This is a genomic window from Micromonospora sp. NPDC004540, from assembly GCF_040610095.1.
Classification (GTDB): Bacteria; Actinomycetota; Actinomycetes; order Mycobacteriales; family Micromonosporaceae; genus Micromonospora.
Genome location: NZ_JBEXLR010000048.1, coordinates 1 through 26,643, shown reverse-complemented (window position 1 = coordinate 26,643; position 26,643 = coordinate 1). Strand labels below are relative to the sequence as shown.

Below are 26,643 nucleotides of genomic sequence, written 5' to 3'. Positions count from 1 at the left end.
GTCCGACAGCGTCAGGCCGCCGGGGCGGGGTTGGCATCGACCGCGGCGCGGACGAACTCGCGTACCCGGGTGGTGGTGTTGCTGGCCAGCCACACCGGACCGCGCCGGATCGGCGGCGCGTCGCGGATCGGCACGTACGCCAGGTCCGGGCGAGCGTGGTAGTGCCGGGTCTGCTCGCCCACCGGCAGCACCCCGCGCCCCATCGCGACCAGGGCCAGCATCTCGGAGAACGTGGCGCCCGGCGGACCCTGCGGCACCGGCCGCCCCGACGGGGTCCGGTCCGGGGTGCGGTCCCGCTTGAAGGCGGCCGAGGTGACCGCCGGGTACTGCACCACCGGATGGTCGGCGAGCGCCTCCAGCGACACCGACTCGGCGCCGGCCAGCGGATGGTCCGCGGCCACCGCGAGCACCCGGCGCTCGTGCAGCAGCGCCGGGCCGTTCGCCATGCCGTCGAAGGGGTACGCGGCGATCAGCACGTCGACCGAGCCGTCCCGCAGGCTCGACCGGGTGGTGGCGAGCGGGGCCTCCTGGACGTGCACCACGCAGTCCGGGTGGCGCTCGGTGAACAGGGCGACGGCCCGGAGCAGCACCGGGGCGGTCGATTCACCCACGTACGCCACCCGCAGCTCGCCGGTGAGGCCGCGCCCGGCGTCGACGGCGCGCTGGACGGCATCCTCGATGCCGGCCACCAGCGGACGCAGGTCGTCGGCGAGGCGGGCGCCGATCGGGGTGAGCCGGACCACCCGGCTGGTCCGCTCGAAGAGCGGCGCGCCGATCCGGCGTTCCAGCTTCCGCACCACGTGGCTGATCCGCCCGGTGGTCACCCGCAGCCGCTCGGCGGTCCGCCCGAAGTGCAGCTCCTCGGCGAGGGTCAGGAACGTCTCGATCTCGTACCGCTCCAGCACCGCCGACCCCCATCGTTGAATCCTGGTCAACGATCGTAGCCCGATCGCGTCTTGGTCCGGACGGCGCCGCGGACGAGTGTTGACGGTGTTCCCGCCGCACACAGGAGGACCACATGGATCCCGTCACCACCTATCTGACCGGCCTCGACGCGCCGCTGCGCGAGACCGGCGAGAAGCTGCGTTCCGTCGTCGAGGCCGCGTTGCCGGAGGCCACCGGCGCGATGTGGCACGGGCACCCGGTCTGGGGGCTGGGCGACCGGCCGGGGAAGACCCCGATCTGCCTGGTCAAGGCGTACCCGTCGTACGTCACCTTCGGGCTGTGGCGCGGGCAGGACGTGACGGACGGCTCCGGCCGGCTCGTCCCGGGGGCGCGCCGGATGGCCTCGGTCAAGCTGCGCGCCGTCGACGAGATCGACCCGGAGCTGTTCACCGGCTGGCTGCGTGCGGCCCACGCGCTGGAGACCCGGTGAGCGCCGTGCGGGTGACCGGCTTCGACCACCTGGTCCTGGCCGTCACCGACGTCGAACGGTCCCTCCGGTTCTACTGCGACACCCTCGGCCTGGCGCCGGTACGCGTCGACCGCTGGCGCGCCGGCGAGGTGCCCTTCCCCTCGATACGTGTCAACGCCGACACCATCATCGACCTGGTCCGCGGCCAGCCGGACGGGTCGAATGTGGACCATTTCTGCCTGGTGGTCGAGCCGCTCGACTGGGCGGAGGTGGTCGAGTCCGGGGTGTTCACCGTGCTGACCGGGCCGGTGCCGCGCTTCGGGGCGCGGGGCACGGCCACCTCGATCTACGTACGCGACCCGGACGGCAACACCGTCGAGCTGCGCTGGTACCCGGAGTCTTGACTTCGAGCCCGCTCGAAGCCGGAGAGTGGCAACCGGCGGAACCACGACTCGGGACGGGGAGCGGATCATGAAGCGCACGTTGGGACGGAGCGGGATCGACGTCAGCGCGCTGGGCATGGGGTGCTGGGCGATCGGCGGCCCGTACGCCGGTGGCGACAACCAGTACGGCTGGGGCCGGGTCGACGACGCCGAGTCGACCCGGGCCGTCCGCCGGGCCCTCGAACTCGGCGTCACCTTCTTCGACACGGCGAGCAGCTACGGCGCCGGGCACAGCGAGGCGGTGCTCGGCCGGGCGCTCGGCGCCGACCGGGACCGGGTGGTGATCGCCACGAAGTGGGGGTTCACCTTCGACGAGCGGACCCGGGAGGCGCTCGGCACGGACAGCAGCGTCGCGTACCTGCGCGAATGCCTGGACGGCTCGCTGCGGCGGCTGGGCACCGACCACGTCGACCTCTACCAGCTCCACCTCGGCGACCTGCCGGTCGCCGAGGCCCTGGATTTGATCGGGCCGCTGGAGGACCTGGTCGCCGCCGGCAAGATCCGGGCGTACGGCTGGAGCACCGACGACCCGGAACGCGCTGCGGCCTTCGCCGCCGCCGGCCCGCACTGCGCCGCCGTGCAGCACGACATGTCGGTGCTGGCCGACCGGCCGGCGATGATCGAGCTGTGCGAGCGGGCCGGGCTGGCCAGCATCAACCGCGGGCCGCTCGCCATGGGCCTGCTCAGCGGCAAGTACGCCGACGGCCGCACGGTGGCCCGGGACGACGTGCGCTCGCAGAGCTACGAGTGGCTGACCTACTTCCGCGACGGCGCCGGGGCGCCCGAGTGGCTGGCCCGGGTGGAGGCCCTGCGGGAGGTGTTCGCCACCGGCGGCCGTACGCCGACGCAGGGCGCGCTGGCGTGGCTCTGGGCGCGCAGCCCGGCCACCGTCCCGATCCCGGGGTTCCGCACCGTCGCCCAGGTCGAGCAGAACGCCGGCGCGCTCGCTGAGGGCCCGCTGCGGCCGGACGAGTTCGCCGCCGTGGAGGACCTGCTGGCGGATCTGCGGGCTGCTAGCGTCGCCTGATGCCTGAACTCGAACGGCTCGCCGCCCAGCATGCTCCGGCGTTGCTCCGCTTCGAGCGGGCGAACCGGGCGTACTTCGCCCGGTTCGTGCCGGACCGGGGCGACGACTACTTCGACGAGTTCGACGACCGGCTGGCGGACCTGCTGAAGGAGCAGGACACCGGCCGGTGCCACTTCCACGTCCTGGTCGACGAGGACGGCACGGTGCTGGGCCGGTTCAACCTGGTCGACGTCGCCGACGGCAGCGCAGAGCTGGGCTACCGGGTGGCCGAGCGGGCCACCGGGCGCGGCCTGGCCCGGGAGGGCGTCCGCCGGGTCTGCGCGCTGGCCCGCGAGGAGTACGGGCTCCGCCGGCTCGTCGCCGCGGCCGCGCTGGCGAACCCGGCCTCCCTGGCGGTGCTCCGGCGGACCGGGTTCGTGCCGGTCGAGGAGGTGCTGATCGGCGGCCAGCCCTGCCTGCGGCACGTCCTCGACCTCACCGCCGGCTCCTGACCCGCAGGTGACCGATGAGAATCGCCGGCTGGGCAGGTCATACCGGTGACCGACTCGGACACCTCGAAGGAGACCGCCCCGATGGCAACCCCCACGTACCGCACCGCCCTGCCGCCGATCGTCGACCGGGAGACCTGGCTGCGCGAGCGTGACCAACTGCTGGCCCGGGAGAAGGCGCACACCCGCGAGGGCGACGGGATCGCGGCCGCCCGGCGCCGGCTGCCGATGACGCTGGTGCCGCCCGTGACCGTGCAGGGCCCCGGTGGGGAGACGCCGCTGCTGGAGGTCTTCGAGGGCCGCCGGATGCTGATGGCCTACTTCCACATGTGGCACGACGGCAAGCCGTACGAGGACCAGTGCGAGGGGTGCACCTTCTCGACCTGCCACATGGAGATGCTGGACTACCTGCACGCCCGGGACGTCACCTACGCCGTGTTCTGCCAGGGTTCCTACGCCGAGAGCGCCCCGTTCGCCGAGTTCATGGGCTACCCGTTCCCCTGGTACTCGGCGCGCGACTCCGACCCGGCGCTGGCCGACGGTCGTGGCTTCGGGTTCATCGCCTGCTACCTGCGCGACGACGACCGGGTCTACGAGACCTACTGGACCACCGGCCGCGGCGTGGAGGCGCTCACGACCAGCTACCACGCCCTCGACCTCACCGTGTACGGCCGGCAGGAGAAGTGGGAGGACTCGCCGGAGGGGTGGCCGACCGTCAGCGGGCACCAGTGGCGTCTCGACGGCCGCCCGATCGCGCAGTGGGGCCGCCCCGGTGTCGCGGCGACCCGGGGATCCTGCTGCGGCAGGTGATCAGGCGGTGAGAGCTACCGTCACGGGGTGCTCGAGGAGCTGATCCGGCGCTACCTGCACGCGGTCGACGAGGCCCTGCCCGGCTACGTGCGCGCGCTCTACCTCGTCGGTTCCGCCGCGCTCGGCGCCTGGCAGCCCGGTGCCAGTGACATCGACACGGTGATCCTGACCTCGCGCGCGGCGACCGGCGACGACCTGGCCCAGCTCGCCCGGATCCACGCCGGGATGCCTCGGCCACCCCACTTCGACGGGGTCTACCTCGAACCCGCGCTGGCCCGCTCCTGGCCGGCGGACCGCAGGGCCGTTCCCTTCGTGGTCAACGGCGAGCTCCGGACCGACGAACCGTGCGGCGAGCTGACCCCCGTCCTCTGGCTGACCCTGCGGCGCCACGGCATCCCGGTGCGCGGCCCGGCCGTCGCCGAACTGGGGGTACGGGTGGACCCGGAGCAGCTCCGCCGGTACAACCTCGACAACCTCCGGGACTACTGGCAGTCGACGGTGGCCACGGTCCCGGCGGAACTTGCCGGCGTCGACCCGGCCACCGTCATGGACGGCGGGATCGTGAGCTGGTTCGTACTGGGACCGGCCCGGCTGCACTACACGCTGGCCCACGGCGACGTGATCTCGAAGGCCGCGGCGGGCGACCACCTCGCGGCCCTGTTCCCCGAGTACGCCCGGCTCGCGCGCCGGGCTGTCGGTTGGCGCGCGGGCGAGGCGGAGCAGTTCACCGCCGCCGACCTGGTCGCCGCGGTCGACAGCGTCAACGCGGTCGCCGAGGACGCCTGGCGCCGCTTCGGCGACTGAGGGCACCCGCAACCTTGTGGCCCTGACCGCCCGGCGGGTGGCGGGAATCGAACCCGAGGCTAGACGTCGACCCGTAGGCCCGCCTGCTTGTTCGCCTCGGCTTGCGGCAGTCCGGACGCCTGGAGCAGCTCACTGGCGACAGCGCGCACTCGCGTGGCGACGACCTGTCCGGAGAACTCGACGCCTTCGGCGCACGCCTCGTTGAGGGCTCGGGCTTCGACGTGACACTTGACGACCTTCCCTGATTCCCTGACCAGGGAACCCGCGGTAGGGCGGGTCCTCCGTGCTGACCGGCGCCCTGCGCCCCCTGCGCGACCCGGACGTGCCCGAGCTGGACGAGGACGACGAAGGCGTGGACTGAACGCCCACATCGGGTGACGCGGGCATATCAGGTGGCCGGGTGCTCGGAAATCGCCAGCGCCGGTAGGGGAGCTGATGTCAGGCTGCCATGTCTGACTAGGCCTTGATTGGCGCGGCCGTCCTGGCGGCCTGCTCGATCTTCGCGCAGTAGGCTGCACGGGCTTCCTCGTCGATCTGCTTCTCGTGTTCGGCGCGCAACCCGGTCCGGCCGTCGAGGCCCTCGCGCAGGATGTCGGCGTGCCCGGCATGCCGGATGGACTCGCCGAGGACATGGACCATGATGGCGAACAGGTTCGTGTCGGCATAAGGCTCCGGCCACCACGGCACGTGGCCGGGGGCGTCGAGGGGAAGCTCGTTGATCGTCGCGTCCGAGTGTTCCCACGTGCGGCGGTAGAACGCGATGATCTGATCGCGGGTCTCGTGCTCGGTCGCCCACAGATCGCTGCCGTTGGAGTCCTGCCACCGGGGCAGCGGTTCCGGGGAAGGGCGGTCGAAGACCTCGCCGAAGTACCTGGCCTCGACGGTGGCCACGTGTTTGACCAGGCCGAGGAGGTTGGTCCCGGTCGCTGTCAAAGGTCGGCGGGCGTCGTATTCGGACAAGCCGTCGAGTTTCCAGAGCAGCGCCTTGCGGTCCCGCCGCAGTCTCCCGTGCAGGTTGGCTTTCGCGAATTCATCGTTCATGCGGCATGAGCCTGCCATGGCTACTCGTGGTCTCAAGATCCAGGACCTGGGTAACACTCCGCCACCTGTGGTACTGGCCCGACGGCTGGTCAAGGTCGACGAGCTGATCAGAACCGGCGGCGACGGCTGGGAAGGAACTGATCGGCCTCTACCGTCGCCGGCCACGGGCGAGGCCGTTCGACCCAGGCCGCCGCAGCACATCCGCATTCACCAGCGTTGCCGGGTGGTACGACTGTTTCAGAGGCTGACAGAAGCGGCAGAAACGGGGCGAACCGATGACGGGTGGCGCGGCCCGGCTGGTGCGGGGACGGGAGGAGCAGCGGGCGACGTTCCTGGACCTGTTCTTCGACCTGGTTTTTGTCTTCGCGCTCTTCCGGCTCTCGCAAGGACTGCGGCAGCATCTGAACTGGAACGGCGCCTTCCAGACGCTGGTGTTGCTGCTCGCCCTGTGGTGGGTGTGGACCCAGTCGGCGGCGGTAGGCGACAGGTTCGACCCGTGGCAGCCCACGATACGGCGGCTGGCCATCGGGGCCATGTTCGGCAGCTTGGTGCTGGCGGCCGCAGCGCCTGCGGCGTTCGGCGGGCGTGGCCTGGTCTTCGCCGGCGTGTACGTCGCCGTCCAGGTCGGTCGCAGCCTGATTCTCGTGATCTTTACGTGGGGCGATAAGCGGGCGCAGCGTCCCGAGCTGCGGGTGCTGTTCTGGTTCGGCGTGTCGGCGGTGCCGTGGCTCGCGGGCGCCCTCGTGCAGGGTTGGCCGCGTGGGGTGCTGTGGGCGTTGGCCGTGGCCGTGGACTACGCGGTGCCCGGACTCGGCTGGCCCATGCCGAGGCTGGGCCGCGCCGGTGCGGCGGAGTTTTCGGTCTCGGGCGAGTTCCTGGCCGAGCGGCTTCGGCAGTTCTTCATCATCGCGCTGGGCGAGCTGATTCTGGTGACGGGGTTGGGGCTCAGCAGCGGCGGCTTCGAGGCGGCCCGCGGCGCGGCGGTCGTGGTGGCGTTCGTGACCACGGTGCTGCTGTGGTGGATCTACATCTCCCGTGCTGGGGAGGTGTTGGGCGGGGCCTTCGCCGCGGCCCGTGATCCGCTCCGCGTTGGCGTGTCGGCGATGTACGCCCACGTGGTCATGGTCGCCGGCATCGTCGCGATCTCCGTCGGCGACGAACTCGTCATCGAGCACCCCTTCGGACACACACCCCCGGCGTGGGCCGCCGTCATCTTCGGCGGACCCGCACTGTTCCTCGCCGGACGGGCCATCTTCGAGTACGTGGTGTTCGGTCGGGTGTCCCGAGACCGCGTGGCCGGGGTCCTCGTGCTCGCCGCCATCTCGCCAGCAACGATCTTCCTGCCGCCCGTGCTGGTCGCCGCCGCCGCTGCCCTCGTCCTGGCCGCGATCGCCGTAACCGACGCAGCCCATGCCCGAGGACGCCCACCAGAGCCGCCCTCACCACCTGGCTAGCCGGAAGCGTCATCCACGTCCCGAGACTGTTCCGTCACGGACCTCCTGAGACTCGACATCGCCGGCAGCCGGTGTCGTACTTCGCTTGATGCGTAACGCGGTGGCTCCACTTGATGGGCCACGCCTCGACCCGGGCCGCGATGATCTACCAGCACACCGCGCGGGAGCGGGACGAGCACATCGCTGATGCGCTCAGCTTGCAGATCAAGCAGAGCAGGGATCGGGCACGTAGCGGGCACGGCCAGCGCAAGAAGCGGTAGCAACGATCGAGGCCCCAGCCAGGAAACCTGTCCTGAGCTGGGGCCTCACGCTGGAGCGGGTGACGGGAATCGAACCCGCACTGTCAGCTTGGGAAGCTGATGTTCTGCCATTGAACTACACCCGCAGGCGGCACCACTGTACCTGAGGTCACCACCTCCCTGCACCCAGGTACCCCCGGAGCCGGATCACGCGTCGCGCCGCCCGGCAATCAGGCCGAAACGATCTTGTAACGGCTGGAGCGGCGACGAGCAGCAAGAAGTTTCCCCACGGCAACTTATGGTCGTTCTCAAATCCTTCGATCGGATGTAACGTCTCCCACACGTTTCCGACCCGGCGTGACATACCCCCTGTCACGCCGTTCGAAAGAGGTGGGCCCATGGGACTTCGTCCCAACCTGCTGACCCGGCGTACCGCCGGCGTCGCGTCGACGACCCTCGCGCTGCTGCTGAGCACCGCCGCCGTGGGTGTCGTCCCCGCAGCATCGGCCTTCTCGGCCGCCCCGTCCGGCTCCTGCGTCGAGCCGGCCGATGTCCACTCGGACGCCCGCGTGAAGAAGGGCGGCCACGCCAAGCTGGACCCGAACGAGCTGACCGCCAAGCAGGTCCGCGAGCGCGACGCCGACCTGGCCGCGGCGCTGCGTGAGCGGGCCAACTTCCGCGCCGGCGCCGGGGCCACCCCACTCGCCACGGTGACCATCCCCGTCGTCGTCCACGTCATCCAGCGGGACAGCACCCGGGCCGGCGGCAACATCCCGGACTCGCTGGTCACCCAGCAGATCGACGTGCTGAACAAGGCGTACAGCGGTGCCACCGGTGGCGCCCCCACCGCCTTCAGCTTCCAGCTCACCAAGGTGCACCACGTCACCAACGCCGCCTGGTACCCGATCGTCCAGGGCTCCTCGGCCGAGCGCTCGATGAAGTCCACGCTGCGCGAGGGCGGCAAGAACACCCTCAACATGTACCTGGGCGAGTTGAGCGACGACCTGCTCGGCTGGGCCACCTTCCCGCAGCGCAAGCTCAACAGCATGGACGGCGTGGTCGTGCTGAGCGAGTCGCTGCCGGGCGGCACCGCGACCAACTACAACCAGGGCGACACCGGCACCCACGAGATCGGCCACTGGCTGAACCTCTACCACACCTTCCAGGGGGGCTGCTCCGGCTCGGGTGACAGCGTCTCCGACACCCCGGCCGAGGCCTCGCCGGCCTTCGAGTGCCCGACCGGTCGGGACACCTGCACCACCGCCGGCCTGGACCCGATCACCAACTTCATGGACTACACCTACGACTCGTGCATGTACCAGTTCACCCCTGGTCAGGCGAGCCGCATGCTGACCGCGTGGAACGCCTACCGCGCGGCCTGACCGTCCCGCACCACACCCCGGTGCCGGTCCCGTCCTCGGACGGGGCCGGCACCGGCCTTTTCAAGGGCAGGCACCACCGGGTACGGGGTCAGGCCGCCGGGCGGCGGGTGTCGAATCCGTGCCGGCCGCGCCGGCCTTCGGGGGCGAGCGGATCACGCCGGGCCGGGGCGGTCGCCAGCGGGTCGAGCCAGACCCGCACCTCCGGCCGGCCGCCACCGGGGCGCGTCACCTGGTCGCGCCGGGTCAGCATCGCCACGTCAACGGTGAACTCGAACAGCCGCCAGTCGCCCTGCGGCGCGGCCCGGCCGATCCGGGCCACCCGGGCCACCGTCGCCGGGTCGGTCACCGGGCGGGCCCGGCCGGCCACGTAGGCCTCGTCGTCGCTCTCCTCCGGCGGGAAGGAGTGCAGCGCGTAGCGGCCGTCGCGTTCGAGGTCGCGACGCTTCGGCGAGTCGATGACGAAGCACCAGAGCCCGTCGTCGGTGATGACCGGGGAGACCGGGTGCACCCGCGGGCCGCCGTCGGCGCGGACCGTGGCGAGGTAGCCGAAACCCGGCCCGTACTGCTGCAACAGGATGCGGATCTCGGCGGCGAGTCGGGGCTCGTCGGCGGCGAATTCGGACCAGGAAGCCATGCGGACATTCTATCGAACACGTGTACGAAGATGTAGTCCGACACGCAGGTCACCCGTACCGGTATGGTGTTCCGATGCTGCTCTCCGACCGCGACCTGGTCTCCGAGATCAAGGCGGGCACGCTCGCGCTGGAGCCCTTCGAGCCCACGCTGGTGCAGCCGTCCAGCATCGACGTACGTCTCGACCGGCTGTTCCGGGTCTTCAACAACCATCTCTACACCCACATCGACCCGGCCGTGCAGCAGGACGACCTGACCTCGATGGTGGAGGTGCCCGAGGGGCAGCCGTTCGTGCTGCACCCGGGCGAGTTCGTGCTCGCCTCCACACTGGAGGTGATCTCGCTGGGCGACCAGCTTGCCGGGCGTCTGGAGGGCAAGTCCAGCCTGGGCCGGCTCGGCCTGCTCACCCACTCCACCGCCGGATTCATCGACCCGGGCTTCTCCGGCCACGTCACGCTGGAGCTGTCCAACGTGGCGAACCTGCCGATCACGCTCTGGCCCGGCATGAAGATCGGTCAGCTCTGCATCTTCCGGCTCTCGTCGCCGGCCGAGCACCCGTACGGCTCGGCCATCTACGGGTCGCGCTACCAGGGGCAGCGCGGGCCGACCCCGAGCCGGTCCTGGCAGAGCTGGCGCACCTGGCCGACCCGCTGACCAACCGCCGCCGGAACGGCGCAGGGGCCCCCGCGACGCGGAAGCCCCTGCGGACCGGTCAGCCGGGGCGGCCGTAGCTGTTGATCTGGCCGTCGTCGACGCGTTTCATCGTGATCGGCTTGCCGGACTGGGAGGCGTGCACCACCCAGCCGTCACCGACGTACATGGCGACGTGGTGCAGGTCGCTGTAGTAGAAGACGAGGTCCCCGGCGCGCAGCTCGCTCCGGCTCACCCGCCTGGTCACGTCGTGCTGCTGCCGGGCGTTGTGCGGCAGCGAGACGCCGGCCTTGGCCCAGGCCGCCATGGTGAGGCCGGAGCAGTCGTAGTGGTCGGGGCCGGCGGCGCCCCAGACGTAGATCTTGCCGATCTGGGCGCAGGCGAACTTGACCGCGACGCCGGCCGGGCCACCGGGGTAGCCGGCGGGGCAGGGCGCCGGGCGCAGCGGACCGCCGCCACCGCTGCCGTAGACCTTGAGCCGGAGCTTCTGGAGCTTGACGATCTCGGCGTCGATCTGCTTCTTCCTGGCCGCGAGCTGGGCCTCGGTACGGGCCAGCTCGGTGATCATCGCGTCCAGCGGCTGCTTCTTGGCGGCCAGCTGGTCGCGCAGCTCGGCGACGGCCCGCACCTGCTCCTGCTGGCGGTGCGCGAAGCGGTCGAGCAGTTCGAGGCTGTCCACCAGGTCGCTCGGCGACCGGCTGCCCAGCAGCGCGTTGACGGTGGAGAGGTTGTTGTCGCCCTTGTAGGCGTCGGCGGCGAGGCCGCCCACCTGACCGAGGGCGGCGTCCACCCGGGCCTGGAGCGGGGCGATCTGCTTGGCGAGCGCGGCGGCCTGCTTCCGCTTGGCGGCGAGCTGCTCGCGAGTGGCGTTGACCTGTTCGATGACCGGTTCGAGCTTGTTCCAGTCCTGGTCGATCTGGCGCTCGATCTCGGCGACCGACGGTTCGGCGTGCGCCGCCGTGGCGCCGCCGGTCAGGACGACGGCGGTGCCGACCAGGGCGGCCAGTGCGGTGGTGAAGCGGGACCAGCGGGAACGCGGCACAGCCGGCGACCGGTCGACCGACCGGCCCGACGGTGGCCGCGGGGCATGGTGTGCCACCGGGCTTCCGTACTCCTTCTTCCTGGCCGCCTACCGGGTTAGCTGACGGGTTCGGGCGGGAAGGGAGCCGCCCTACCGCAGTGGCTGCGGATTCACCCCAGTTACCTGGGTCCCCGGCTCGCCCGGAGGCGACTCGGCGGTGTCGGACCGTCACCACCCGGTTGGACGGTGAAGCTGGCGGTCGACGATTGACCAGAGTAGAGAGCGTCGTTATCGTTCCGCAACCCAACAGGGCGTGACACTCCGTACGTGAAGGTTTTCTTCATGCGAGATTACTGGCTGGAAAGGTATTGACCCGGAGGGTGCGCGGGGTGAGGGTGGGGACGCAGTGACCCCCATCCCTGTCTGGAGGTTCGATGCACCTCTCACCCCCGCCGTCGGGCAGACGGATACTGCTGGCAGCCGCCGTCGCCGCCGCCACCGCGCTGGTGACGACCGGACCGGTGGCCGCCGAACCGCTCACCGCCCAACCCGCCAGCGACCGCCAGGAGCAGTACGCCGCCGCCGCGGCGGAGTACGGCGTGCCGCAGAGCGTCCTCCTCGGCGTCTCTTACCTGGAGTCGCGTTGGGACACCCACCCGGGCCAGCCGAGCACCAGCGGCGGCTACGGCCCGATGCACCTCACCGACGCCCAGCACGTCCTCGCGACCCCGGCCAGCGGCCACGTCGACGAGGACGAGGACCCGCGGGGCGACGACTCGCGTCCGCTCACCCTCGACCCGGCCATCGCGGCCGCGCCGGCGGAGGACGTGCTGCCGCAGGCCTCCCTGCAGACGCTCGACGCCGCCGCGTCGCTCACCGGCCTCGCCGAGGAGGCGCTGCGCACCGACGCGGCCGCGAACATCCGGGGCGGGGCGGCGCTGCTCGCCTCGTACCAGAAGGAGTTGGGAGCGCCGGTCGGCGCCGGCACCGACCCGGCGGCCTGGTACGGCGCGGTGGCCCGCTACTCCGGCGCGGACACCGAGGACGCGGCGGCGGCCTTCGCCGACGAGGTCTACGACCAGCTCGGCCTCGGCGCGGCCCGGACCACCGACGACGGCCAGCGGGTGACCCTCGCCGCCACCGCGGTGACGCCGGACGAGTCCGGGCTGCACAAGCTGGGCCTGCGCCGCGCCGAGCGGCCGGACGGCCTGGAGTGCCCGGTCCGCCTCGCCTGCGAGTGGATCCCGGCCCCCTACGAGAAGTACGGCCCGGGATCCGGCGACTACGGCAACCACGACCTCGGCAACCGGCCGGCCCAGCAGAAGATCGAGTACATCGTCATCCACGACACCGAGGGCTACTTCGGCCCGAGCGTGAAGCTTGTGCAGACGAAGACCTACCTGGGCTGGCACTACACGCTGCGGTCGGTGGACGGCTACGTGGCCCAGCACATCAAGGCCAAGGACGTCGGCTGGCACGCCGGCAACTGGTACGTCAACGCCAAGTCCATCGGCCTGGAGCACGAGGGCTTCGCCGGGCACGGCACCTGGTACACCGAGGCGATGTACCGGACCTCGGCCAAGCTGGTCCGGCACCTGGCGCTGAAGTTCCAGATCCCGCTGGACCGACAGCACATCATCGGCCACGACAACGTGCCCGGCACGGTCGCCGGAAACGTGGCCGGGATGCACTGGGACCCGGGCCCCTACTGGGACTGGTCGCACTACTTCGACCTGATGAAGGCGCCGTTCCACTCCACCGGCACGCCGAACACCGGCCTGGTCACCATCGACCCGGACTTCGCGTCGAACCGGCCCGCCTTCAACGGCTGCAACCAGCAGCCCCCGTTCCCACCGGGAGAGGGCGCACCCCCGGTCGCCGAGCCGTGCCCGCTGCGCGGTTCCTCCTCGGTGATCCTACGGAGCGCGCCGAGCGCGACCGCACCGCTGGTCAACGACCTGGGGCTGCGGCCGAACGGCACGCCGGACACCATGTACATCAAGGACCACGGCGCACGTGCCTCGGCCGGCCAGACGTACGCCCTCGCGGACATTCAGGGCGACTGGACCGCGATCTGGTACCTCAACCAGAAGGCCTGGTTCTACAACCCGGCCTCCGCGCCGACCGCCAAGTGGGCGAACGGCTTCGTGGTGACGCCCAAGCCCGGGAAGACCACCATCCCGGTGTACGGGCGCGCCTACCCCGAGCGGGCGGCCTACCCGGCCGGCGTGCCGTACCAGGCCATCTCCCCGCTTCAGTACACCCTCTCCGCGGGCCAGCGGTACGCGGTCGGCGGGGTCCTGCCGGGCGAGTACTACCGGGCCGTCACCTTCGACGGCTCCTCGCCGGGTGACTGGACGGTGATCCGCGGTGAGAACCGGTACGTGCAGATCCAGTTCGGCCACCGAGTGATGTTCGTGAACCTCGACGACGTCCAGATCCAGCCCGCCTCGGTCGGCGCGCCCGCCTGACCGACCCGACGACGAAGGCCCCCGGTCCGCGTGGACCGGGGGCCTTCGTGCTGCTCGGGGTGGGTCAGTACGGCCTGCGGTAGCCGGCGACCGGCATGTAGCCCACCTTGGAGACCTGGACCGGTTTGCCGGTCCGTGGTGCGTGCACCATCAGCCCGTTGCCGAGGTAGAGCCCGACATGGTGCAGGTCGCTGTAGAAGAAGACCAGGTCGCCCGGTCTGGCGTCGCTCGACGCGATCTTCCTGCCCTCGTTCCACTGGGCGCCGGTGAAGTGGGTGAGCGAGATGCCCGCCGCCTTGTAGGCGTACTGGGTGAGGCCGGAGCAGTCGAACGAGTTCGGGCCGGTGGCGCCCCAGACGTACGGGTCACCGACCTGGAGGCAGGCGGTCTTGATCGCGGTCCGCGCGGCGCTGCTCACCACGCCGTCGATGGCCGGGCAGCCCTCCGGGCGGATCGAGGTCACCGGCAGCATCGCGGTCAGCCGCTTGATCTCGGAGTCGATCTGCTTCTTCTTCGCCGCCAGCTCGTTGCTCTGCTTCTGCTCGGTGGCGATCAGCGCGTCCAGCTTCTGCTTCTGCTTGTTGTACTTGTCCCGGACGGCGAGCACGCCGGCGATCTGCCTGCGCTGGTCGTCGGCGAGCCGGTCGAGGATGACCAGCTGCTCGGCGAGCGTGCCAGGCTTGGTGTTCACCAGCAGGGCGCCGAGGTCCTGGGACGGGCCCTGCATGTAGTAGCGGGCGGCGATGTCGCCGACCTTGTTCATCGCCAGCGCCGACTCCAGCTCGAGCGGCACCATCTTCTTCTCGAGGTCGGCCGACTTCTTCTTGTTGACCTTGAGCTGGGCGCGCACCTTGTTGTACTGCTCGATGGTGGGCTCGAGCTGCTCCCACTGCTTGTCGATCTGGGCGTCGATCTCGTCCACCGAGGGCGCCGCGTGCGCCGGGGCCGCCAGCAGCCCCGCGCCGACCGCGACGGCCGCGACCACGGTGAGGAGACGGCGTACCACCCGGTGGAACCCGGCCGGTCGGCCGGGCGGCTGGCTCGGGGCGTGACGATGAGGGGGCATGGTTGCCACCGGCACGGACTCCTTTGCAACCGACCGCCGGGCGCCTCGCGAGAGGGAAGGTCGAGGCAGACGACCCACAGCGGTCGGTGCCCCACATTAGGGAAGGCACCCGGGTGGAATCAAGGCGACCTTTGGTTCAATCACGTCTGCGCAACCGCTTGCACACCAAGGGTATTCATTCACTTGCCAACGATTGCCGTCAATACGTCGTCGAGTGTCACCACGCCGAGGGGCCGGCGGCCGTCGCTCACCAGCACCATGTGCCGGCGCTCGCGCCGCATGGCGAGCAGCAGATCGGCCAGCGTACGGTCGGGCGGCACCACGGCCAGCGGCCGGTAGACCTCGGCGGGCACCGGCGCCCGGCGGCTGGCCCCGGCGTAGCCGAGCACGTCCTTCACATGCACGAAGCCGAGCACCCGGCGGGTGGCCCGCTGCACCACCGGAAAGCGGGACCGCCCGGTGCGGGTGGCCAGCACCTCCAGCGACGCCGGTGAGACGTCCTCGGCCACCGTGGTCACCGTCGACCACGGTTGCAGGGCGTCGGCCGCGGTCCGGCTGTGCAGGGCCAGCGCGCCGGTGATCCGGGCGTGCTCCTCGGCGTCCAGCAGCCCCTCGGTACGCGCCTGCGAGACCAGGCCGGCCAGCTCCTCCGCGGTGAACACGGTCTTCACGGCGTCGGTCGCCTCGACCCGCCACAGCCACAGCACCTGCCGGGCCGACCACTTCATCGCCAGCAGCAGCGGCTTGGTGGCCAGGCAGAAGGCGAGCATGGCCGGGCCCAGCCAGAGCGCCGACGGCTCCGGGCCGGCCAGGGTGATGTTCTTCGGCACCATCTCGCCGACCACGGTGTGCAGGAAGACCACCACGCCCAGGGCGATCACGAAGGCCACTGGGTGCACCGCCGAGGCCGGCAGGCCGAGCGCCTCGAACGGGGCCTCCAGCAGGTGGGCCAGCGCCGGCTCGGCGATCGCGCCCAGGCCGAGCGAGCAGACCGTGATGCCGAGCTGCGCCCCGGCGATCATCAGCGGGATCTGGTTCATCGCCGACAGCGCCCACCGGGCCCGCTTCGAGGTCACCGCAAGCGGTTCGAGCACCGTCCGGCGGGAGGCGATGAGAGCGAACTCGCTGCCCACGAAGAAGGCGTTGCCGAGCAGCAGCACCAGGGCGATCAGCAGCTCACTCACCGTCGTCGGGCTCCTCCGGGCGGACCACCCGGACCTGCTCGATCCGGTGCCGGTCGATCTCCACCACGGTGAACTCGTACCCGGCCTCGTCGACCGTCTCGCCGGGCACCGGGATGTGTCCGAGCCGGGCCATCAGGAAGCCGGCCAGGGTCTCGTACGGCCCCTCGGGCAGCCGGAAACCCGTCTGCTCGACCAGCTCGTCCTCGCGCAGCACCCCGTCCACCAGCACGGTCCGCTCGCCGCCCGGCACGGTCAGCTCGACCGGCCCGAGGTCGTCCACCGCCGCCGGGTCGAACTCGTCGGCGATCTCCCCGACCAGCTCCTCGACCAGGTCCTCCACGGTCACCACGCCGTCCGTGCCGCCGTACTCGTCGACCACGATGGCCAGGTCGGCGCCGGCGTCCTTGAGCGCGGCCAGCACGCCGTCGAGGTCGAGGCTCTCCGGGACGTACACCGGTTCGCGGGCGACCGCGGCGACGGTGGTGGCGGCCCGGCTGGCCAGCGGCACGCCGAGCGCGTCCGGCACCCCGGCCACGCCGGTGACCAGGTCCAGCGTCTCCTCGTAGACCGGGAACCGGGTCCGCCCGGTCTGCCGGGACAGGTCCAGCAGCTCGGCGACGGTCGCGGTGGCGCGCAGCGCGATCACGTCGACCCGGGGGGTCATCGCCTCGGCGGCCCGCTTGTCGCCGAACCGGATGGTGCGGCGCAGCAGCATCGCGGTGTCCGGCGGCAGCGCGCCGGCCCGGGCCGAGATGGCCGCGAGCAGCCCCAGTTCCTCCGGGGACCGGGCGCTGGCCAGCTCCTCCTGCGGCTCCACGCCGAGCCGCCGGACCAGCCGGTTGGCCGAGTCGTTGAGCAGCCGGATCAGCCAGCCGAAGCTGCGGGAGAAGGTCCGCATCGGCCCGGCGGTGCCGAGCGCCGTGGGCATCGGCCGGGCCAGCGCCAGGTTCTTCGGCACCAGCTCACCGAAGAGCATCGAGATCAGGGTGGCCAGCGCCAGGGCGAGCAGTCCGGTGAACCGCTCGGCCCCGCCGACCGGGCGCAGCAGCGGGGCGAAGAGCCGGGCCAGTGCCGGCTCGGCCAGGTAGCCGGTGAGCAGCGCGGTGATGGTGATGCCGAGCTGGGCGCCGGAGAGCTGGAAGGAGAGCTCGCGCAGCGCCCGGCGGACCGTGGCGGCCCGGGCGTCCCCCTCGCCGGCCCGCCGGTCGATCTCCGCCCGGTCGACGGTGACCAGAGCGAACTCGGCCGCGACGAAGAACGCGTTGCCGGCGGTCAGCAGCACGAAGCCGACCAGGGGCAACAGCGTGGTAACCAGCAGGCCGTCGATGAGCGCGATTGTTCCACGGGCCGGCAGCCGGCACGAGCCGGCGACCGGTGGGCTGGCGGCCCGGACGTAGCGTGGATCGCATGAACCGCCTGCTGCTCACCGACGAACTGGTCCTGCTCGCCCACGACGACGCCGGCGCCAACCGGCTCGGCCGGCCGCACCTGGACTACGGCCTCGCCGGGGCGGTCCTGCTGGAGCTGACCCTGGCCGGCCGGGTCGAGGTGGCCGACGGCCGGCTGGCGGTGACCGACCCGGCTCCGACCGGCGTGCCGCTGCTGGACCAGGCGCTCGCCGCCGTCGCCGGGGACCGGCCGCGCAAGCCGAAGGACTGGATCGGCAAGCTGGCCAAGGGCCTGCCGGACCGGGTGCTCGACGGCCTGGTCGACGCCGGGGTGCTGCGCCGCGAGTCGGACCGGGTGCTGTGGGTGTTCCCGCGTACCCGCTATCCGTCGCCGACCGGCGCGGAGCCGGCGGTGGAGACGGCGGCCCGGGAGCGGATGGTCACCGCGGTGGCCGGCGACGGCCCGGTGGACGCCCGGACGGCAGCGCTCCTCACCCTGACCCGCGCGGTCGGCCTGGACCGGAAGCTCTTCCGCGAGCTGCCCAGGGAGCGGGTCAAGGCCCGCCTGGCCGAGATCGCCGCGGGCGACTGGGCCTCCGCGGCCACGAAGAAGGCGATCGAGGAGACGCAGGCCGCGGTGCTGATCGCCACGACGGCCGCCACCACGGCCGCCATCGCGACCACGACGGTCTCCTGACCGACGACGGCGGCGGCACCGCCCGGGTGCCGCCGCCGTCGTGGTTCAGCTCTTGCCGGGGTACGCCTCAGCCGGCGACCGACTCGGTCTCCTTCTCGCCCGCCGGGGCGTCCGGCTTGACCGAGCGGAGCAGCACGCTGGCCACGTCGACGACCTCGACCTGCTCGCCGGCGCCCTTGCCGTTGACCCCGTCGTTGAGCATCGTCGAGCAGAACGGGCAGCCGACCGCGATGGTCTTCGCGCCCGTGGACATGGCCTCCTCGACCCGGTCCACGTTGATCCGCTTGCCGATCTTCTCCTCCATCCACATCCGGGCACCGCCGGCGCCGCAGCAGAAGGAGCGCTCGCTGTTGCGCGGCATCTCGGTCAGCTCGCCCTGGATGGCGTCGCCGAGCACCTCACGCGGGGCGGCGAAGACCCGGTTGTGCCGGCCCAGGTAGCAGGGGTCGTGGTAGGTCACGCCGCCGTCGACCGGCTGCACCGGGGTGAGCTTGCCGGCCGCCACCAGGTGGGCCAGCAGCTGGGTGTGGTGCACCACCTCGAACTCGCCGCCGAGCTGGCCGTACTCGTTGCCCAGGGTGTTGAAGCAGTGCGGGCAGGTGGCGACGATCTTCCGCTTGCTCTTCTCCCGGCCCTCGAACGCCTCGTTCAGCGTCTCGACGTTCTGCTGGGCGAGCATCTGGAAGACGAACTCGTTGCCGATCCGGCGGGCCGGGTCGCCGGAGCAGGTCTCGCCCTCGCCGAGGATGGCGAACGAGACGCCGGCCTCGTTGAGCAGCGTGGCCACCGCGCGGGTGGTCTTCTTGGCCCGGTCCTCGAACGCGCCGGCGCAGCCGACCCAGAACAGGTACTCGAAGTCGTCGACCTCGCCGACCCGCGGCACCTCGAAGCCGAGGCCCTTGGTCCAGTCCTCGCGGGTGTTCTGCGGGGCGCCCCACGGGTTGCCCTTGTTCTCCAGGTTGCGGAGCATGACGCCGGCCTCGGACGGGAAGCTCGACTCGATCAGCACCTGGTAGCGGCGCATGTCGACGATGTGGTCGACGTGCTCGATGTCCACCGGGCACTGCTCGACGCAGGCGCCGCAGGTGGTGCAGGACCAGAGCACGTCCGGGTCGATGACGCCGCCCTCCTCGGCGGTGCCGATCAGCGGCCGGTCGGCCTCGGCCATGGCCAGCACGTCGACGCCCGCCAACTGCTCCTGGGTGGCCTTCTCCTCGCCGGTCAGGTCCTTGCCCCCGCCGGCCAGCAGGTACGGCGCCTTGGCGTACGCGTGGTCGCGCAGGCTCAGCACGAGCAGCTTCGGCGACAGCGGCTTGCCGGTGTTCCAGGCCGGGCACTGCGACTGGCAGCGGCCGCACTCGGTGCAGGTGCTGAAGTCCAGCAGGCCCTTCCAGGTGAACTGCTCGACCTGGGCGACGCCGAACTGGTCCTTCTCCGGGTCGGCCTCCTCGAAGTCGAGCGGCTTGCCGTCGCTCATCATCGGCCGCAGCGCGCCCAGGCCGGAACCGGCCGCCTTCTCGGGCTCGCGCTTGAAGAAGATGTTGGGGAACGCCAGGAACCGGTGCCAGGCGACACCCATGGTGACGTTCAGCGAGATCACGATGAGCCAGGTCATCGAGATGGCGATCTTGATGAGGGCGGCGAGGCTGACGCCGGCCGTCCAGGCCGGCAGCGCCGCGCCGACCGCGTGGCTGAGCGGGGTGGCCCAGACCGGGTACTCGAAGTGGTCGGTGGCGACCTTGAAGCCCCGGATCACGAAGCCGAAGATCAGGACCAGCAGCACGACCCACTCGACGAAGTAGCCCTGCCACATCGTCGAGCCGGTGAACCGGGAGCGGTTGCCCGGCCGGCTGGGCCGGTTGCGCAGCCGGATCGTCATCAGCACCAGGATCCCGGCCAGGCCCAGGATCCCGATCCACTCGGTGGCCAGGCCGAAGACCGTCCAGTGCCCGATGATCGGCAGGCCGCCGCCGGGGGTGACCACCTCGAAGTACGCCTCGAGCACCAGCAGCGACAGCACGATGAAGCCGACCATCACGAACCAGTGCGCCGCGCCCACCACGCCCCACTTGAGCATGCGGGTGTGGGCGGCGGTCTCCACCAGCATCTTCCTGGTGCGGGCGCCCTTGTCGCCGAAGCGCTCCGGCGCCGGCTGACCGAGCCGGATGACGGCCGTCATCTTCATGACCGCGCGCACCGCAAGCCCCACCGCCACGGCGGTGATGGCGGCCGCGAGGATCGTGGTGACGATCTGGACGCTGCCCATCGAGTTGGCCTCCCGGTCTGCTGCTTGTCAGTGCAGCCTACGCGCAAGGTTACCCAGCAGTAACGTGAGTCATCTCGCATCCGGCCACGCCGCCCTGCCGACACCTTAGGGGCAGCGGGCGCCGGGCGCCGGTCAGGGGCGGCCCGGCGTGACGTACGTCCATGGCCGGCGTGGCTACGGGACCGGCCGGCGAAGGCCGGCGGGGGTCAGCGCCAGCGGGAGAGCAGGATCAGCGAGGAGACCATCGCGCCGAAGCCCACCGCGAGGTTCCAGTAGCCCCACGTCGCGACGGGGTACGCCTGCTCGGAGAGGTAGTAGACGACCAGCCAGCCGATGCCCACCACGATCAGCGCGACCGCGGTGATCGGCAGCCAGACCGGGCTAGGCTTGCGCGTCGCCGCCGTCGCCGTCGGACGCACGTCCGTCGGCGGGGTGTACACCTTCTTCTTGCGGACCTGAGACTTGGGCACGACGCTCTCCAGAGGGGGGTACGACCTCGTCCGGCCTGACAACCGGGCGCGGGGGCGACGGTCCATGGCCAATAATGTTCGACAGCTAGCGTAGTCCCGACGGACCGTCCCGGCCACGAATGGGGTCAGGCCGGTGCACGGAGTGACCGAAAAGGGCGGGACTTTTCGGGTCGAGCAGACCGGTCCGCGCCGTCGCGGGCCGGAACGAGACGACAGGAAAGGGAACGCCCGGTGGAGTACACGTCCGGCGCCGCCTCCTGGCAGAAGGTCCTCCGGCGCGCGGTGGTCGGCCTGCTGCCCCGCCGGCCGCGGCAGCGCCGCCCGGGCTGGTCGGTCGGCGTACCCCTGATCGCCGCCGCGGCCGGCCTCCTGTTCACCACGACCGCGACCACCGCGGGCGGCACCTCGCTGCGCGAGGACCGGCGTCCCCAGCTCACCCAGTTGATCGAGGACCGGCGCGAGCAGGTCGCGGCCAGCGAGGCGAAGGCGGCCCGGCTGCGCGCCGAGGTCGAGGAGCAGACCGGCGCCCTGGCCGGCGCGGACGGCCCGATCAAGGCGCAGCGGGACCGGGCCGCCGCCACCCGGCAGGCCGCCGGGTTCACCGCGCTCACCGGCAGCGGCATCACCATCGAACTGAACGACGCGCCCCGGCGTGCCGACCAGAGCCTGCCCAAAGGTGCGAGCAACGACGACCTGGTCGTCCACCAGGGTGACGTCCAGGCGGTCGTGAACGCGCTCTGGGCGGGCGGCGCCGAGGCCATGTCAATCATGAATGTCCGCGTGCTCAGCACCAGCGCGGTACGCTGCGTCGGAAACACCCTGCTGCTGCACGGCCGGGTGTACTCCCCTCCTTTCAAGATCGTGGCAATCGGCGATCCCGCCGCCTTCCAGCGCGAACTCGCCGCTTCCAAGGGAGTCCGGTTGTTCAGGGAAGCCGTCGACCACTACCAGCTCGGCTACTCCGAGAACATCTCCACGGTCACCGTGCCGGCGTTCGAGGACTCGACCGCACTCCAGTCCGCGAAGGTGCCCCGGTGACACGGGACGACCCCCGGGAGCGGGACGGTCGCCACCGCGACCACACCGACGACCCGACCGCGTTCCTCCCGAAGGTCGACCGACCGGCGCCCGCGCCGTCCCGCCCCCCGCTCGACCTGCCCTGGCCGGACCGGCCGGCGCCCCCACCGACCACCGACCACCGGCCGGCCGGCCCGCGCCCGCCGGCCGAGCCGCCGCCGGCCTGGCCCGGCGACCAGGGCCGCCCGCCGGCACCCGCCGCCCGGCCGGTGTCACCGCCGCCCGCCAACGGGCCACCGCCCGCGTGGTCCGGGCGGCCGGACACCGCACCACCGGCGCGCGCGGGCGGGCCCGTGGCGGGGCCCGACGGTCGGGCGGACCGGCACCAGCGCGGTCGCGGCCTCGACGGGCCTGCCGCAACCTCCGAGCAGCCCGGGCGCCGGCTCGACGCGCCGGCCAGCGAGGCACGGCCGTCCAGCCCCGCCGACGCGCCGACCGCGTTCATCCCCCCGCTCGGCGACCGGCCGGAGCGCCGCCCCGCCGGTGGGCCGCTGCGTCCCGGCGCGCCGGGAGCCGGCGTACTCCGGTCGGGCGGCCCCGCCGACGGCGGCACGGCCCGTCCGGCCGCGAGCGGCCCGGAGGACCCGGGAGCGACCGCGGTGATCCCGGCCGTCAGCCGCCCGGCGGCCGGTCCGGCGCTGGATTCCACCGCGCTGATGGGTGCGGTGCCCCCGGTCCGCGACGACGGCGACGGCGACGAGCCCGGGACCCCGGCCGAGCCGCCGCGTCCCCGCCGGGGCGAGCGGGTGGTGCAGCTCCGGCCGGAGCAGACCGGCGAGGGCTACAAGAGCGTCTACTCCGAGCTGACCCGCCCCACCGTCGGTTCCCGGCTGCGGACGATCGTGCGGGGCACCGGCGAGGTGCTGATCACCTTCGGCCTGGTGGTGCTGCTCTTCGCCGGCTACGAGATCTGGGGCAAGGCGGTGATCGTCGACGCCCACCAGAACGACCTGAGCAGCCAACTCGCCCAGGAGTGGGGGGCGGACCCGACGGTCGGCCCGACGACCGGGCCGAGCGCCAAGCCGAAGCCGCCGGCCGAGGGGAAGCCGGTCGCCGGGCTCTACATCCCGAAGCTCGACAAGCACTGGGTGGTGGTCGAGGGGGTCACCCCGGACGACATCCGGTACGCCCCGGGTCACTACCCGAAGAGCGCCATGCCGGGCCAGGTGGGCAACTTCTCCGTGGCCGGGCACCGCATCCGGGCCACCTTCTGGCGCCTGGACGAGCTGCGCTCCGGCGACGCCATCGTGGTCGAGACCCAGGGCGAGTGGTTCGTCTACAAGGTCTACCAACAGCGGATCGTCAAGCCGTACCAGGTCGAGGTCGTCGCGCCGGTGCCCGGCAAGCCGAACGAGCAGCCGACCGAGAAGCTGCTGACCCTGACCACGTGCAACCCCAAGTTCGACAACTACCAGCGGCTGATCATCCACGCCCGGCTGGACCACGTCCAGGCCAAGGCGGCGGGCCGCCCGGCCGAGCTGGAGGGCTGAGGCGTGTACGCGTGGATCTGGCGGAAGCTGCCGCTCGGGCTGCCGGGCAAGCTGATCGGCTCGCTGCTGCTGGCCGCCGCGACGGTGGCCCTGCTCTGGTTCGTGGTCTTCCCGTGGGCCGAACCCCTTCTCCCCTTCGACGACGTGCAGGTCACCCAGGACTCCGGCGTGCCGGGGGACGACGGCGGCGGGCTCACCGAGCCAAGCGAGCGGCCCTCCGAGGAGGAGATCCCGTACAGCACCGAGTCGAACAACGCCCCGCCCTCCACCCCGAGCAGGTGACCCCGATGCGCGTCCTCGTGATCGACAACTACGACTCGTTCGTCTTCAACCTGGTGCAGTACCTCGGCCAGCTCGGCGTGGACTGCGAGGTGCGGCGCAACGACGAGATCGACGTCGCCGAGGTGGGCCGGGTGGGCGCGGCTGGCGTGCTGCTCTCGCCCGGGCCGGGCAGCCCGGACCGCGCGGGCATCTGCCTCGACGTGATCAAGGAGTACGCCGGCAAGCTGCCCCTGTTCGGGGTCTGCCTCGGTCACCAGGCCATCGGCGAGGCGTTCGGCGCGACGGTGACCCGGGCGCCGGAGCTGCTGCACGGCAAGACCTCCGAGGTGAGCCACCACGGGGTGGGGGTCCTGGCCGGCCTGCCCGACCCGTTCACCGCCACCCGGTACCACTCGCTCGCCGTGCTGCCGGAGACGCTCCCCGACGAGCTGGAGGTCACCGGCCGGACCGCCTCCGGCGTGGTGATGGCCATCCGGCACCGCACCCTGCCGATCGAGGGCGTCCAGTTCCACCCCGAGTCGGTGCTGACCGAGGGCGGGCACCTCATGCTGGCCAACTGGCTGGCCGTGTGCGGTTTCCCCGAGGCGCTGGAGCGGGCCCCGGAGCTGGCCGCCGAGGTGGACGCCCGCCGCCGCGCCGCCTTCGCCACCGCCTGACGGCCCTTCGGTACGCCTCATACGCGACGTGGCGGTGTCCGGTCGATCCGGACACCGCCACGTGGCGTTCGTGAGGTCGGTGGGTCAGGGCTCGTTGAGCCGGGTCGGCGCCGTGGTGGTCGGGAACGGGAAGCCGCCGCCCCCGCCGGTGCCCGGGGTTGTCGGCGTCACGCCCGGGGTCGGGGTCGTCGGGGTGGGGCTACCGGTCTCCTCCGGTGCCGGGATGTCGACATAGATCGTCACCCGCTCGCCCCGGGCCAGGGGCGTATCGGCCCTGGGGGTCTGCCGGCTGACCTTGCCGGCCTTGTCCGGTGTGACTTCGTCGCCGTCCAGCACCCGCACCTTGTAGCCGGAGTTCTCCAGCTGCCTTCTCGCCTCGTTCTCGGAGAGGCCGAGGACGTTCGGCACCTTCGCGACGTTGCCCCGGGAGACCTCCAGGGTCACCTCACTGCCCTCGGCCACCGAGCTGCCCTCGTCGGGAGTCACCTTGACGACCTGGCCCTCGGGAGCCCCGTTGTCGATCAGCTTGCGCGTGGCGACGAGCTTCAGATCGTCGAGGCGCAACTTGGCGCTGTCGTAGGTGCTGCCCACCAGGCCAGGGGGCACCTTCACCACAGGCTTGCCGCCGCAGATCTGGATCGTCACCACGCTGTTCTTCGCCACCGACGCGCCGGACTGCGGGTTCTGGCCGGCCACCGTGTTCTTGGTGCAGTCGCCCAGCACCGGGTCGCCGAGCGTCACGCGCAACCCCGCCCGCTGGAGATCGGCGGTCGCGACCGCCTGGGTCTTGCCCTGCAGCTGCGGTACGGAGACCTTCTCGGCGCCGGTCTGGTTGAGCCAGAGCGCGGTGGCCAGCGCGATCACAGCGAGCACGCCGAGCGCCGCGAAGGTGGCGATCACCCAGGCGGAACTCTTCCGCTTGCGCGCGTCGCCGACCCGGGCCGGCGGCTGCTGGCGGGTCTGCGGCCCCATCACCTGGGTCTGCTGGTAACCGCCGGCGGCCGGGGCCATCGGCATGGTCTCCTCGGCCGGCATGACCGGGGTGGCCAGCACGGGCCGGCCCGCGGCGGCGCGGAGCAGGTCGGCCCGCATCTCGCCGGCGCTCTGGTAGCGGTTCAGCGGGTTCTTCGACAGCGCCTTCAGGACGATGGCGTCCACGGCGGGGTTGACGTCCGGGTTGATGGTGCTCGGCGTGGGCGGCTGCTCCCGTACGTGCTGGTAGGCGACGCTGACCGGGCTGTCCCCGACGAACGGCGGGTGCCCGCAGAGCAGCTCGAACAGCACGCAGCCGGCCGCGTAGACGTCGGAGCGGGCGTCGACCGCCTCGCCGCGCGCCTGCTCAGGAGACAGGTATTGTGCCGTGCCGATGACGGCGCTGGTCTGTGTCATCGTGGTGGCGCCGCTGGCCAGCGCCCGGGCGATGCCGAAGTCCATCACCTTGACCTGGCCGGTCTGGGTGAGCATCACGTTGCCGGGCTTGATGTCGCGGTGGATGATCCCGTGCCGGTGGCTGAACTCCAGCGCCGCGCACATGTCGGCGCAGATCTCCAGCGCCCGGCGCGGCTGCAGCCGGCCCTCGGCGCCGAGCACCTCCTTGAGGGTCCGTCCGTTGACGAACTCCATCACGATGAACGGCAGTGTCTCGCCGGTCGCGGCGGTCTCCTCGCCGGTGTCGTACACGGCGACGATGGCCGGGTGGTTCAGCGAAGCGGCGTTCTGCGCCTCTCGGCGGAATCGCATCTGGAAGGTCGCGTCCCGAGCCAGGTCGGCCCGGAGCATCTTGATCGCGACATCCCGACCGAGCCGGAGATCGCGACCACGGTGCACCTCCGCCATGCCGCCGTAGCCGAGCAGCTCGCCGACCTGGTACCTGCCACCGAGCAGGCGGGCCTGCGCTGTCATCGCGTCTCTCGTCCTTCGCTCGTCGTCGTCTCGCCGCCAGCCGGCTGGAGCCGTACCTCACGACGGTACGACGTGAGGACCGGATAGTCGCCCCCGTGGGCCCGCACCGCGCCGGAGGTCACGCTCACCGGAGCAAGCGCGCCGGGGTCACCGGCCGCCGCGTTGTCCCGGATCTTGTAGGAAATCACGCCGGAGCACAGCAGGATCAGCACGGCCACCACGATGGCCAGCAGCCACCGCCCGGCGTGGGACCGACGCGGCGCGGGCGCGACCGGCGGTCGCGCGTACCCGAGGGGGTTGTGCTGCCGGGGCGGCGGCACGGCAGCGGCGCCGCGCGGCGCCACCGG

The 26,643-nt window shown here is 71.9% G+C and carries 26 protein-coding genes, 1 tRNA gene, 1 pseudogene and 1 riboswitch; of the genes and pseudogenes, 16 read left to right on the top strand and 12 right to left on the bottom strand.

Translation table 11 applies throughout. From position 1 onward, the window contains the following. Positions 1-11: 11 nt before the first annotated feature. The gene (locus ABZV78_RS17675) at positions 12-905 is read right to left on the bottom strand and encodes a LysR family transcriptional regulator (RefSeq protein ID WP_355639751.1); all 894 of its coding nucleotides are present in this window, start codon (positions 903-905) and stop codon (positions 12-14) included. A 113-nt stretch (positions 906-1,018) separates the two neighbouring features. Between ABZV78_RS17675 and ABZV78_RS17670 the strand changes: the two genes are divergently transcribed. The 6 genes from ABZV78_RS17670 to ABZV78_RS17645 all read left to right on the top strand — a co-directional run bounded on the left by ABZV78_RS17670 (position 1,019) and on the right by ABZV78_RS17645 (position 4,926). Next, the gene (locus ABZV78_RS17670; RefSeq protein WP_355639749.1) at positions 1,019-1,375 is read left to right on the top strand and encodes a DUF1801 domain-containing protein; all 357 of its coding nucleotides are present in this window, start codon (positions 1,019-1,021) and stop codon (positions 1,373-1,375) included. Further along, positions 1,372-1,758, top strand: coding sequence for a VOC family protein (locus tag ABZV78_RS17665; RefSeq protein ID WP_355639747.1), 387 nt, complete (start codon positions 1,372-1,374; stop codon positions 1,756-1,758). Before ABZV78_RS17670 ends, ABZV78_RS17665 begins: the two co-directional genes overlap by 4 nt. Before the next feature lie 67 nt (positions 1,759-1,825). Beyond that, positions 1,826-2,824: an aldo/keto reductase gene (locus ABZV78_RS17660; RefSeq protein WP_355639745.1), complete on the top strand. Its 999-nt coding sequence runs from the start codon at positions 1,826-1,828 to the stop codon at positions 2,822-2,824. Continuing rightward, the gene (locus tag ABZV78_RS17655) at positions 2,824-3,315 is read left to right on the top strand and encodes a GNAT family N-acetyltransferase (protein ID WP_355639743.1); all 492 of its coding nucleotides are present in this window, start codon (positions 2,824-2,826) and stop codon (positions 3,313-3,315) included. Before ABZV78_RS17660 ends, ABZV78_RS17655 begins: the two co-directional genes overlap by 1 nt. A gap of 81 nt (positions 3,316-3,396) precedes the next feature. Beyond that, entirely contained in the window at positions 3,397-4,122 is a 726-nt protein-coding gene (locus tag ABZV78_RS17650) for a DUF899 family protein (RefSeq protein WP_355639741.1), read from the top strand. 27 nt (positions 4,123-4,149) lie between these two features. Continuing rightward, a complete protein-coding gene (locus ABZV78_RS17645; protein ID WP_355639739.1) occupies positions 4,150-4,926 on the top strand; it encodes a nucleotidyltransferase domain-containing protein in 777 nt (258 codons plus the stop codon). Between the two features lie 456 nt (positions 4,927-5,382). On the opposite strand, the gene ABZV78_RS17640 is transcribed toward ABZV78_RS17645, so the two are convergent. Next, complete coding sequence (locus ABZV78_RS17640) at positions 5,383-5,967, bottom strand: DinB family protein (RefSeq protein ID WP_355639738.1); 585 nt, start codon at positions 5,965-5,967, stop codon at positions 5,383-5,385. A gap of 275 nt (positions 5,968-6,242) precedes the next feature. Here ABZV78_RS17640 and ABZV78_RS17635 point away from each other — a divergent pair, with 275 nt between their 5' ends. Both ABZV78_RS17635 and ABZV78_RS17630 read left to right on the top strand, forming a co-directional pair. Beyond that, positions 6,243-7,421 (top strand): low temperature requirement protein A, encoded by a 1,179-nt coding sequence (locus ABZV78_RS17635; protein ID WP_355639736.1) that lies wholly within the window; start codon positions 6,243-6,245, stop codon positions 7,419-7,421. 113 nt (positions 7,422-7,534) lie between these two features. Beyond that, on the top strand, positions 7,535-7,681 hold the full coding sequence (locus ABZV78_RS17630; protein WP_355639734.1) for a hypothetical protein: 147 nt from the start codon (positions 7,535-7,537) through the stop codon (positions 7,679-7,681). Positions 7,682-7,732: 51 nt separating this feature from the next. Here the strand turns inward: ABZV78_RS17630 and ABZV78_RS17625 are convergent. Beyond that, positions 7,733-7,806: transfer RNA gene (locus ABZV78_RS17625), tRNA-Gly, on the bottom strand. 252 nt (positions 7,807-8,058) lie between these two features. On the opposite strand from ABZV78_RS17625, the gene ABZV78_RS17620 reads away from it, so the two are divergent. After that, a complete protein-coding gene (locus ABZV78_RS17620) occupies positions 8,059-9,042 on the top strand; it encodes a zinc metalloprotease (protein ID WP_355639732.1) in 984 nt (327 codons plus the stop codon). An 88-nt stretch (positions 9,043-9,130) separates the two neighbouring features. On the opposite strand, the gene ABZV78_RS17615 is transcribed toward ABZV78_RS17620, so the two are convergent. Continuing rightward, entirely contained in the window at positions 9,131-9,676 is a 546-nt protein-coding gene (locus ABZV78_RS17615) for a pyridoxamine 5'-phosphate oxidase family protein (protein WP_355639730.1), read from the bottom strand. Positions 9,677-9,750: 74 nt separating this feature from the next. On the opposite strand from ABZV78_RS17615, the gene dcd reads away from it, so the two are divergent. Then, entirely contained in the window at positions 9,751-10,329 is a 579-nt protein-coding gene (gene dcd, locus ABZV78_RS17610; protein ID WP_355639728.1) for a dCTP deaminase, read from the top strand. A gap of 58 nt (positions 10,330-10,387) precedes the next feature. Here dcd and ABZV78_RS17605 read toward each other — a convergent pair whose 3' ends face one another. Beyond that, complete coding sequence (locus ABZV78_RS17605) at positions 10,388-11,368, bottom strand: NlpC/P60 family protein (RefSeq protein ID WP_355639726.1); 981 nt, start codon at positions 11,366-11,368, stop codon at positions 10,388-10,390. A 70-nt stretch (positions 11,369-11,438) separates the two neighbouring features. Then, positions 11,439-11,574: riboswitch (cyclic di-AMP (ydaO/yuaA leader) on the bottom strand. Between the two features lie 207 nt (positions 11,575-11,781). Here ABZV78_RS17605 and ABZV78_RS17600 point away from each other — a divergent pair. Continuing rightward, entirely contained in the window at positions 11,782-13,818 is a 2,037-nt protein-coding gene (locus ABZV78_RS17600; RefSeq protein ID WP_355639724.1) for a peptidoglycan recognition family protein, read from the top strand. Between the two features lie 64 nt (positions 13,819-13,882). Here ABZV78_RS17600 and ABZV78_RS17595 read toward each other — a convergent pair whose 3' ends face one another. From ABZV78_RS17595 to ABZV78_RS17585, 3 genes are all read right to left on the bottom strand, one after another. Beyond that, positions 13,883-14,884, bottom strand: a complete 1,002-nt coding sequence (locus ABZV78_RS17595) for an NlpC/P60 family protein (protein WP_355639722.1) — start codon at positions 14,882-14,884, stop codon at positions 13,883-13,885. A gap of 179 nt (positions 14,885-15,063) precedes the next feature. Then, positions 15,064-16,068: a hemolysin family protein gene (locus ABZV78_RS17590; protein ID WP_355639720.1), complete on the bottom strand. Its 1,005-nt coding sequence runs from the start codon at positions 16,066-16,068 to the stop codon at positions 15,064-15,066. Continuing rightward, positions 16,061-17,368 (bottom strand): hemolysin family protein, encoded by a 1,308-nt coding sequence (locus tag ABZV78_RS17585; RefSeq protein ID WP_355639718.1) that lies wholly within the window; start codon positions 17,366-17,368, stop codon positions 16,061-16,063. Before ABZV78_RS17585 ends, ABZV78_RS17590 begins: the two co-directional genes overlap by 8 nt. Before the next feature lie 107 nt (positions 17,369-17,475). On the opposite strand from ABZV78_RS17585, the gene ABZV78_RS17580 reads away from it, so the two are divergent. Beyond that, positions 17,476-18,153 carry a GPP34 family phosphoprotein gene (locus ABZV78_RS17580; RefSeq protein ID WP_355639716.1) on the top strand — a complete coding sequence of 226 codons (678 nt, stop codon included), beginning with the start codon at positions 17,476-17,478 and terminating at the stop codon, positions 18,151-18,153. Positions 18,154-18,220: 67 nt separating this feature from the next. Here ABZV78_RS17580 and ABZV78_RS17575 read toward each other — a convergent pair whose 3' ends face one another. Together ABZV78_RS17575 and ABZV78_RS17570 are read right to left on the bottom strand one after the other, a co-directional pair. After that, a complete protein-coding gene (locus ABZV78_RS17575; protein ID WP_355639714.1) occupies positions 18,221-20,419 on the bottom strand; it encodes a (Fe-S)-binding protein in 2,199 nt (732 codons plus the stop codon). A gap of 206 nt (positions 20,420-20,625) precedes the next feature. After that, positions 20,626-20,889, bottom strand: coding sequence for a cell division protein CrgA (locus tag ABZV78_RS17570; RefSeq protein WP_091264673.1), 264 nt, complete (start codon positions 20,887-20,889; stop codon positions 20,626-20,628). Positions 20,890-21,120: 231 nt separating this feature from the next. On the opposite strand from ABZV78_RS17570, the gene ABZV78_RS17565 reads away from it, so the two are divergent. The 4 genes from ABZV78_RS17565 to ABZV78_RS17550 are packed head-to-tail and all read left to right on the top strand — an operon-like array spanning position 21,121 to position 24,394. Further along, positions 21,121-21,927: a DUF881 domain-containing protein gene (locus ABZV78_RS17565; RefSeq protein ID WP_355639712.1), complete on the top strand. Its 807-nt coding sequence runs from the start codon at positions 21,121-21,123 to the stop codon at positions 21,925-21,927. Further along, positions 21,924-23,456 carry a class E sortase gene (locus ABZV78_RS17560; protein WP_355639710.1) on the top strand — a complete coding sequence of 511 codons (1,533 nt, stop codon included), beginning with the start codon at positions 21,924-21,926 and terminating at the stop codon, positions 23,454-23,456. The genes ABZV78_RS17565 and ABZV78_RS17560 overlap by 4 nt, the downstream gene beginning before the upstream one ends. 3 nt (positions 23,457-23,459) lie before the next feature. Next, entirely contained in the window at positions 23,460-23,738 is a 279-nt protein-coding gene (locus ABZV78_RS17555) for a hypothetical protein (RefSeq protein WP_355639708.1), read from the top strand. A gap of 5 nt (positions 23,739-23,743) precedes the next feature. Beyond that, on the top strand, positions 23,744-24,394 hold the full coding sequence (locus ABZV78_RS17550; RefSeq protein WP_355639706.1) for an aminodeoxychorismate/anthranilate synthase component II: 651 nt from the start codon (positions 23,744-23,746) through the stop codon (positions 24,392-24,394). A gap of 84 nt (positions 24,395-24,478) precedes the next feature. Here the strand turns inward: ABZV78_RS17550 and pknB are convergent, their stop codons facing one another. Both pknB and ABZV78_RS17540 read right to left on the bottom strand, forming a co-directional pair. Beyond that, entirely contained in the window at positions 24,479-26,296 is a 1,818-nt protein-coding gene (pknB, locus tag ABZV78_RS17545) for a Stk1 family PASTA domain-containing Ser/Thr kinase (RefSeq protein WP_355639704.1), read from the bottom strand. Next, positions 26,293-26,643, bottom strand: a pseudogene (locus tag ABZV78_RS17540) (serine/threonine protein kinase); the annotation flags it as partial. The pseudogene ABZV78_RS17540 and the gene pknB, both read right to left, overlap by 4 nt.

Coding starts and splice junctions, on each gene's coding strand:
- ABZV78_RS17670 (WP_355639749.1), top strand. CDS start 1,019: ATGGATCCCGTCACCACCTATCTGACCGGCCTCGACGCGCCGCTGCGC.
- ABZV78_RS17660 (WP_355639745.1), top strand. CDS start 1,826: ATGAAGCGCACGTTGGGACGGAGCGGGATCGACGTCAGCGCGCTGGGC.
- ABZV78_RS17655 (WP_355639743.1), top strand. CDS start 2,824: ATGCCTGAACTCGAACGGCTCGCCGCCCAGCATGCTCCGGCGTTGCTC.
- ABZV78_RS17650 (WP_355639741.1), top strand. CDS start 3,397: ATGGCAACCCCCACGTACCGCACCGCCCTGCCGCCGATCGTCGACCGG.
- ABZV78_RS17640 (WP_355639738.1), bottom strand. CDS start 5,967: ATGAACGATGAATTCGCGAAAGCCAACCTGCACGGGAGACTGCGGCGG.
- ABZV78_RS17635 (WP_355639736.1), top strand. CDS start 6,243: ATGACGGGTGGCGCGGCCCGGCTGGTGCGGGGACGGGAGGAGCAGCGG.
- ABZV78_RS17630 (WP_355639734.1), top strand. CDS start 7,535: ATGGGCCACGCCTCGACCCGGGCCGCGATGATCTACCAGCACACCGCG.
- ABZV78_RS17620 (WP_355639732.1), top strand. CDS start 8,059: ATGGGACTTCGTCCCAACCTGCTGACCCGGCGTACCGCCGGCGTCGCG.
- ABZV78_RS17615 (WP_355639730.1), bottom strand. CDS start 9,676: ATGGCTTCCTGGTCCGAATTCGCCGCCGACGAGCCCCGACTCGCCGCC.
- dcd (WP_355639728.1), top strand. CDS start 9,751: ATGCTGCTCTCCGACCGCGACCTGGTCTCCGAGATCAAGGCGGGCACG.
- ABZV78_RS17600 (WP_355639724.1), top strand. CDS start 11,782: ATGCACCTCTCACCCCCGCCGTCGGGCAGACGGATACTGCTGGCAGCC.
- ABZV78_RS17595 (WP_355639722.1), bottom strand. CDS start 14,884: ATGCCCCCTCATCGTCACGCCCCGAGCCAGCCGCCCGGCCGACCGGCC.
- ABZV78_RS17580 (WP_355639716.1), top strand. CDS start 17,476: ATGAACCGCCTGCTGCTCACCGACGAACTGGTCCTGCTCGCCCACGAC.
- ABZV78_RS17575 (WP_355639714.1), bottom strand. CDS start 20,419: ATGGGCAGCGTCCAGATCGTCACCACGATCCTCGCGGCCGCCATCACC.
- ABZV78_RS17550 (WP_355639706.1), top strand. CDS start 23,744: ATGCGCGTCCTCGTGATCGACAACTACGACTCGTTCGTCTTCAACCTG.
- pknB (WP_355639704.1), bottom strand. CDS start 26,296: ATGACAGCGCAGGCCCGCCTGCTCGGTGGCAGGTACCAGGTCGGCGAG.